At 73.1% G+C, this 6750-nt stretch carries 7 protein-coding genes; 2 read left to right on the top strand and 5 right to left on the bottom strand.

What is annotated here, in order from left to right:
* Positions 1 to 811, top strand: an 811-nt coding sequence (locus tag HG543_RS50070; protein WP_211194724.1) for a hypothetical protein, incomplete at its 5' end; no start/stop codon positions are given.
* 97 nt (positions 812 to 908) lie between these two features.
* Positions 909 to 2312 carry a peptidoglycan-binding protein gene (locus HG543_RS50065; protein WP_169352066.1) on the top strand — a complete coding sequence of 468 codons (1404 nt, stop codon included), beginning with the start codon at positions 909 to 911 and terminating at the stop codon, positions 2310 to 2312.
* 73 nt (positions 2313 to 2385) lie between these two features.
* On the opposite strand, the gene HG543_RS50060 is transcribed toward HG543_RS50065, so the two are convergent.
* The 5 genes from HG543_RS50060 to HG543_RS50040 all read right to left on the bottom strand — a co-directional run.
* Positions 2386 to 3009, bottom strand: a complete 624-nt coding sequence (locus HG543_RS50060; protein WP_169352065.1) for an LURP-one-related family protein — start codon at positions 3007 to 3009, stop codon at positions 2386 to 2388.
* Between the two features lie 93 nt (positions 3010 to 3102).
* On the bottom strand, positions 3103 to 3654 hold the full coding sequence (locus HG543_RS50055; RefSeq protein ID WP_169352064.1) for a response regulator transcription factor: 552 nt from the start codon (positions 3652 to 3654) through the stop codon (positions 3103 to 3105).
* Complete coding sequence (locus HG543_RS50050) at positions 3651 to 4964, bottom strand: ATP-binding protein (protein WP_169352063.1); 1314 nt, start codon at positions 4962 to 4964, stop codon at positions 3651 to 3653. The genes HG543_RS50055 and HG543_RS50050 overlap by 4 nt, the downstream gene beginning before the upstream one ends.
* The gene (locus HG543_RS50045; protein WP_169352062.1) at positions 4961 to 5704 is read right to left on the bottom strand and encodes a hypothetical protein; all 744 of its coding nucleotides are present in this window, start codon (positions 5702 to 5704) and stop codon (positions 4961 to 4963) included. Before HG543_RS50045 ends, HG543_RS50050 begins: the two co-directional genes overlap by 4 nt.
* Before the next feature lie 155 nt (positions 5705 to 5859).
* A partial coding sequence (locus tag HG543_RS50040; protein WP_246357874.1) for a transporter occupies positions 5860 to 6750 on the bottom strand: 891 nt, incomplete at its 5' end.

The raw sequence follows: 6750 nt of genomic DNA, 5'->3' as shown, positions 1-6750 counted from the left end.
CCGCACCGCCGAGGCCCCCCTGGCCCACGTCAGCCTCCGCGTGGACGTCGTGGACGGTGACGCGGGCGCCGCGAACGCCGCCACGCGCCTGTCCTCGTCCCCCACCTTCCAGACGGCCACCCTGTCCAGGCCCCTGCGCTTCGGCGCGTGGCCGGAGCTGCTGGAGCAGGCGCTGAAGACGCGGCCGGGTGCCTCGTACCAGCCCGGCCCGAACGTGGACTCCTTCGAGGTGTGGCTGAACCCCGCCCGTGGCTACCAGTACTCGCCCGAGGCCCCGAGCCCCGACGTGGTGCGCGTGGACCTGGCCGACGTGAAGCCCCTGGCCACGCTCGGAGACCTGGAGCTCGTCACGGTGCCCGCGGAGGTGAACGCTCGCGGCGAGGTGGACCGCTGGTTGGTGTCGCGCCGGGGTCGGAGCCTCGTGGACACGCGCAACATCGGCGACGACGCGCTCCGCGTGACGCCCCGAGCCTCGGGCCTCCACGTGCTCCAGGTCTACAGCGGCATCGCCAGCCGCATGGGCACCGGCACCTGCGGCGAGTGCCCCCGGGTCTCCTTCCAGCACTTCACCCTCGACGCCCGGGGACGCTTCTCCACCCCCGAGCGCCTGGAGGGCGCGGGAGGTCTCACCGACGCCCCCGTCGAGTGGACCGCCACCCCGGACCTCAAGCGCATCGAGGCCTTCGACATGCGGGGCGTCCCCCCCGTGAAGCAGCTCGCCGTGCGGCACGTGCTCGACCCGAAGACGGGCCGGTACCGGACCGAGAAGCCCCGGCGCCCCGCCGGAGCCGGAGTCCGGAACTCCCAATGATTCCAGACGGGTAGGTCTTTCGCGCACAGGGGCCGCAACTTCCGCCATCGGGTTGCGACAATTCCCGCATCCCCCCGAAGTCGTGCGAGGTCGGCTCATGTCCAGCGTTGGTGGCAGTGGTGGCAGCAGCGGCAGCAGCGGCGCGGATAGCGCCGGAAGGGCGGAAGCCGCCCGAGCCGAGGCCGCCCGAGCCGAGGCCGCACGCCAGGCGGAAGCTTCGAAGAAGGCCGCGGAGGACGCCGCGAAGGCCCAGGCCGCGCAACAGGCGGCTCAGGCCCAGGCCGTCCAGAATGCCCTCGCGGCGGATACCTTCACGGCGGCGGCCCCCACGGCGCCCGTGGACCTCAACCCCTCGCCGGTGAGCGCGGCCCAGCAGCAGGCGGCGAAGACCGACGCCGTGGAGGCCGCGCAGCAGGCGGAGGCCACCGCGGAGGCCGAGGCCCAGGCGGAGGCCAACAAGACCGCGGAGGCCGAGGCGACCGCCGAAGCGGAGGCCACGCAGGAGGCCCAGGCCGCGGACGCCGCGCAGGAGACCGCCGAAGCCGAGGCGACCGCCGAAGCGGAAGCCACCGCGGAAGCAGAGGCAGAGGCCACGGCGGAGGCGGAAGCCCAGGCCGCCGCGCAGGCCGCGCAGGTCGCCCAGGTCGCCCAGACGCCCGTGGTGTTCGAGGGGGCCGTGACGAACGCGCTCGCCGAGCTCCCCGCGGCCGGTCTGGCCCGCAATCCCGCGAACACGCAGCCGACGGCGCAGCAGCAGGTCGCGAACACGCGGCTCCAGACCGCGCTCAACGAGCTGGGCTACGTGGCCAGGAGCCACGTCACCGGCTTCTACGGCTCCATCACCGAGGGCGCCCTCAAGTCCTTCCAGTACGAGAACGGCATGGCCGTCACGGGGCGCTACGACGCGATGACGCGTGAGGCCCTGGCCGGCGCGCTGGCCGAGAAGCGCGCGGCCGAGGCCCAGGGCATCCGCGCTCCCGAGGTGAGCCTGCCGGACCGGTACACGGCGGTCACCGACGCGCAGCTCGCCTCCATCATGCCCAACTCCACCGCCGCGCGGCGCGCCGAGATGCTGGGCCCCCTCAACGCGGCGATGGAGGAGCGGAACATCAGCACGCCCGCGCGTCAGGCGGCCTTCCTGTCCCAGATTGCCGCGGAGACGATGGACCTGCAGTTCATGTCCGAGCTCGAGCCCGACCCGGACCTCGGGGCCTACTACGGGCGCGGTGCGCTGCAGCTCACCCACCGCGACAACTACGTGGAGGCGGGCAGGGCGCTGGGCGTGGACATCGCCCGCAACCCCAACCAGGTGGCCACCAACCCGGACCTCGCCGCGAGCACCGCCGGCTGGTTCTTCGAGAGCCGGGGCCTCAACCAGCAGGCCGATCAGGGGCGCATCGGCGCCGTCACCCTCGGCATCAACGGTGGCTACAACGGCATCGACCACCGGCTGAGTGCCTATGACCGGGCGCTCGACGTGCTGGGCGCGCAGCGGGATTAGCCCGCCCGCGGAGCGGCGCTCCGCCAGCTCGAGCCCAGGCTCGCGCCTGGGCTCCCTTGAAACACGGTGCGGCTCAGCCCCCGGACTGGCGGCCTTCAATCGCGCACAGGAGCACCGCGGCGGCGATGCCCAGGCGCCGGTCCAGCTTCCGGCCCGTGTCCATGGAGAAGTCCAAGTCAATCTTCTGGATGAACGGGTTGAAGCGCTGGCTGAACTTGAGCACCCCCATGCCCCCGACGGCGCCGATGAAGGTCTGCGGGATGAGGTTGGTGAGGAGTCGCCGCACCAGCGCGAGCGCCATGCTCTCCTCCTCGATGGTTCCGACCTCCTGGTCGTTCACGTCGAGGATGAGCCACTGGTCGCGGAGGATGGAGCGCAGGGCCTTGCGGCGCAGCGCGCCCACGCGCTGGCCTGTCGTCGCGTCGGTGACGTCGTACGTGGCGCCGAAGTCCAGGATGCTGCGCGCCTTGATGGTGAGCAGCTCCTCGCTCATGTCCTCGCCGCTGTAGATGCGCAGGTCCTCCTTCAGCTTGAAGGCCTTCATCTTCGAGTAGAAGGCGACGTTGCCCGCCTCGTCGTAGATGTGGAACGCGCCGCCGAACAGCTTGAAGAACTTGCGGCGGACCATGAAGCGGCTCTGGCCGAAGCGGCCCTGAACCAGCTCACTGCGGGAACGGTTTTGGAGTGCGGTGGACATGGCTCCCCACTACCGCGAAGTCCCGCGCGGGTGAAGCCAGGGGCCACCTGTACCCGGGGATGAGGTCCGGAACGCCCGTGGAGCGCGGGAGCCTCAGCGGGAGGGCGGGTACTTCTGCAATTTCCGCTGGAGCGAGCGCCGGTGGATGCCGAGCTTGCGCGCGGCCTCGGAGATGTTGCCGCCCGAGTCGGCGAGGACGCGGTGGATGTGCTCCCACTCCGCGCGCGCGAGGGACGGGGGCTCGAAGCTCTCCGGCACGCCGACGGATGGCTCACCGGAGGCTCGCGCGAAGGCGGCGAGCAGGTCATCCACGTCCGCGGGCTTGGGCAGGTAGTTCACCGCGCCCAGGCGGATGGCGTCCACGGTGGTGGCGATGCTGCCGTAGCCGGTGAGCACCACCACGCGCGTGGAGGCGTCCACGGCGAGCAAGTCCCTCACCAGCTCCAGACCGCTGCGGCCGGGCATGCGCAGGTCCACCACCGCGTACTCCGGCGACTCGCGGCGGGCGGCGACCAGGGCCTCGTCGTAGCCTCCGGCGGTGGTGACGTCCCAGCCGCGCTCGCGAAAGGCGCGCGCCAGCCGCTCGCGCAGCGTCGCGTCGTCGTCCACCAGCAGCAGGCTCGGATGGTGCGTTGCCGTGCTCATGACGCCACCTCCACCCGGGGAGCGTCCACCGGCAGCGCGAGGCTCGCGGTGGTGCCCTGTCCGGGCGTCGAGTGCAACTCCAGCGAGCCGCCGAGCTGCTCCGCCAGCGTGCGCGCCAGGAAGAGGCCCAGGCCCATGCCCTCGCCCGGGGCCTTGGTGGTGAAGAACGGCTCACCCGCGCGCGCCAGCACCTCCGCCGGCATGCCCGCGCCTCCGTCTCGCACCTCCAGCCTCGCGCCCGCCGCCTCCGCGCGCACGCGCAACTCCACCGGCTCCGGCGGCGGCGTGGCCTGGAGCGCGTTCTTCACCAGCCCTCGCAGCACCCGGGCCAGCGCTCGCCGCGGGCCGTGCACCCGCCACGTGCTCAGCTCGGCGGGCACCTCCACCCGCACGCGCTCCGCGCCGGGCAGCTCCGCCAGCGTGTCCTCCACCAACTGGCCCAGCGGCAGCGCGTGGAAGGGCTCGCCCGTGGTCTGCCCCGCGTCCGCGGACATCTGCACCAGCACGTCGCGGCAGCGGTCCACCTGCTGGCGGATGAGGCGCAGGTCCTCGCGCACCGTCTCGGACGTGCTGGAGGCCGCCAGCGCGCGCTCCACCTCCTTCGCCACCACCGCGATGGTGGACAGCGGCGTGGACAGCTCGTGCGCCGCGCCCGCGGCCAGCGTGGCCAGCGACGCCACCTTCTCCCGCCGCGCGTGCAGCGCTCGCGCATGGGCCAGCTCCTGCTCCCGTGCGCCGAGCGCCCGCGTCACGCGCTGGACGAAGTAGACGATGAAGCCCGCGGCCACCGCGAACGCCACCCACATGCCATTGAGGTGCAGCCGCATCAGCTCCGCGTGGTCCGGCCGGGACAGCCCCGCCGGCAGCTCCACGTCCTGGAGCATGAAGAGCGAGCCGAACGCCGTCAGCGTGAAGCCCAACAGCCCCCACGTCCACCGCGGCGGCAGCAGCACCGTGCCCAGCGCCACGTTCACCAGGTACAGCGTGGTGAAGGGGTTGTGCGTGCCTCCGCTGAGGGCCAGCAGGCCGGTGAGCACCAGCGTGTCCCACAGCATCAGCTTGCCGATGGTGCCCTCCGTCACCCGCCGCCCCCGCGTCAGCCACGCGCGCACGGACAGGTTGGTGAGTGCCTCCAGGCCCAGCAGCGCCGCCAGCACCGGCACGGGCAGCGCCAGTTCCAGCCCGTACGCCGCCGCGCCGATGACCACCGCCTGGCCCAGCAGCAGGCCCCAGCGCAGGCGCAGCAACCACTCCAGGTTGATGCGGGCGCGCGAGGTGGGCTCGGAGGAGGACGGGGCGTCGAGGGTCATGGTGCGGCGGGAGGCTGGAGCGAGGCGGAGCGGGCCACGTTGCCCAGCAGGTCTACATCATCGGGCGACTCCCGGGGCCCCATGCCATCCAGCCAGGTGTCCCAGGCGAGCGCGAAGACGAGCGCCGCCTCGGGCGCATCCTCGGACAGCGTCAGCCCGCCCAGCGCCACGTCCACCGAGGCGAGGCCCCGTGAATCCACACGGAAGTCGAAGGGCTCCTCGCCGGACGTCACCGTGCCGCGCAGGTGCAGGCTGCGGCCCACCATGTTCACGGCCTCGGCGCCCGCGGAGGCGGCGCCCAGTCCCTCCGCGTCCGAGTCCGCCGGCTCGAAGGTGAGCCGCGCGCGGCAGTAGCGGCCCGGAGGCGGGCGCAGCACGCCCAGCTTCGTCACCTCTCCGTCCGTGGCGCCCAGCCGCAGCACGTGTGGCGTGCCCAGCCGGCGCGGACTGCCCGTCGAGTGCGCCCAGGCGGTGCCCACCGGGGACAGCCCGCGCAGCAGGCGCAGCCAGCCGCTCTCCTCGCACGGGAACAGCTCCACGCTGCCCAGCGTGACGAGCGCGGCGGAGAGCGTGGCGCGCGCCCCCGTGTCGGTGACGAGCCCGCGCGCCCCTTCCGTGCCCGGGGTGGGGCGCGCGCGGACGGTGGTGACAGCGAGGTCGAGCTTCATCCCCTCCACGCGCTCACCGCCACCACAGGCGGTGAGGCAGAGCAGGGCGGTGGCGAAAGCACGGGTCTTCACGGATGCGCCTCCACGGGCCCACCGCCACCACGGGCGGTGAGGCAGGGCGGTAGCGAAAGCACGGGTCTTCACGGATGCGCCTCCACGGGCCCACCGTCAGCACGCGCGGCGAGACGGATGAGGGGAGCAGACGGCTTCACGGGCGCGCGCATGGCTCACAAGTCATACGCGACGGACATCATCGCGATGGGAGTGGAGGACACGCGGCCGCGCAGCATGTTGAGGAAGGGCACGCGCACCCCGGCCGCGAGGACGACGTCCGTGGCCGGGCTGAAGAGCACGTCGGGCGAGGCGTAGCCGAGGAAGCCGCCCCCATTCTCCTCCTTCTCGCCGTTGATGTCGGCCGCGGCCTCCAGCCGGCCGTCGAAGCCCAGCCGCACCGCCCAGCGATTCGCCGGCTGGTACTGCGCCGCGAGCGTGGTGCGCACGGACGCGCCCGCGCGGAAGCCCTGGATGCCGCGCGTGGGCAGGAAGCCGGTGGCGCTCGCGAGGAAGGACCACGAGCCGCGGAAGTGCTGGTACGCCACGCCCGCCAGCGGGTCCACCGAGCCGCTGCCGAGCTGCGTGTCCAGGTTCAGCAGCGTCCCGTCCTCGCCGCGCAATTCCGGCGCGGTGGGCAGCTTCACGCCCACCAGCACGCTGAAGAGGTGGTCCGCGGAGAACGCCTTGTCCTGGAAGAGGAAGGCCTTGGCCGTCACCTCCACATCGCCCACGCCCCAGCCGCGCTCGCGGGCGAGGCTGACGTCGCGCACCTCGCGGGCCTGCAGGGGCAGGGTGGCCGCGAGGAAGAGCCACGGCAGCGGCGCGTACGCGGCGGCCACGTCCATGCGCGCCTCGCGCAGCCTCATCGCGTCCTCGTTGTCGCGTCCCACCGTGTGCCCCCACATGCGCAACGTGGAGGACAGGCGCAGGCGGCCGGAGAACGGCTGCTCGGTGCCCATGGAGGTGAGCGTCGGGTCCCCGCAGGCGCAGGTGGCGCAGGCCCGGGCGCGATGAACGGGCGCCAGCAGCAGCGCGCCCGCGAGGAGGAGGGGGAGGGGGGCGAG

The organism is Pyxidicoccus fallax (assembly GCF_012933655.1).
GTDB classification, from domain to species: Bacteria; Myxococcota; Myxococcia; order Myxococcales; family Myxococcaceae; genus Myxococcus; species Myxococcus fallax.
This window is presented reverse-complemented; position numbering and strand designations above follow the sequence as displayed.